The following is an 879-nucleotide window of genomic DNA, read 5'->3' on the forward strand; positions in this document are numbered from 1 at the left end:
CTGCGCGCCGGCGTGCCCACATTGAGCCTGTGGAGCAAGGGAGACCAGCGGATCTGGGCGGCTCAGATCAAACGACTGAAGGTGGGCACCGCCCGGGCCTTTTCGGCCACTACCCGAGAATCGCTGATCGCGGACCTGCGCCTGATCCTCTCCCCCGACTATGTCGCCCGCGCCCGGGACATCGCCACCCGGATGACCACACCCGGCGAAAGCGCTGCCAAGGCCGCCAGCCTTGTCGAAGACTTTGCTCTCGTGAGGCAATCCGGCTGACTGCAACCGATACCCCCGACGTCGCCGGTGCACGGGAACTGCAAGGCTAGGACCCGTGACGGAATTCGCCCTCGCCGGGTATGGAACCCGCGGCGACATCGAGCCTTTGGCAGCCGTTGGCCGAGAGCTGCTGCGCCGAGGGCACGACGTGGCCATGGCGGTCCCGCCGGAATTGGTGAGCTTCGCCGAGTCAGTTGGGCTCGCGGCGGTCCCGTACGGCCCGAAACTGCATGATTTCCTCGACGAGGAGTTCCTCCGCAACATGTGGGCGGAATTCTTCCGGAACATCTGGACAGTCCGCAGCCCGATCAGACTGATGCGCAGGGTGTGGGAGCCCCTCATCCGGCATTGGGGCGAGGTGAGCGCGACGCTGACGTCGCTCGCGGCCGGCGCAGACCTGCTCTGCACCGGCTTGAATTTCGAGCAGGCCGCCGCCAACGTCGCGGAGTATTACGACATCCCATTGGCGACGCTGCATCACTTCCCGATGCGCGCCAATGGCCAGCTCGTTCCGAGTGTGCCCGCGCCGGTGATGCGTTCCACCATGACGGCCGTGGAGTGGCTGTTTTGGCGTTCAACCAAAAAGGTCGACAACGCGCAGCGCCGCGA

The 879-nt window shown here is 65.6% G+C and carries 1 protein-coding gene and 1 pseudogene; both read left to right on the forward strand.

The window, feature by feature from the left end; all coding sequences use genetic code 11:
- A pseudogene (locus A5692_RS29480) lies at window positions 1–270 on the forward strand (glycosyl transferase family 1); the annotation flags it as partial.
- A gap of 55 nt (window positions 271–325) precedes the next feature.
- Window positions 326–879, forward strand: a 554-nt coding sequence (locus A5692_RS13660; protein WP_197514454.1) for a glycosyltransferase, incomplete at its 3' end; no start/stop codon positions are given.

It is taken from the genome of Mycobacterium sp. E342, assembly GCF_001667665.1.
Lineage (GTDB): Bacteria > Actinomycetota > Actinomycetes > Mycobacteriales > Mycobacteriaceae > Mycobacterium.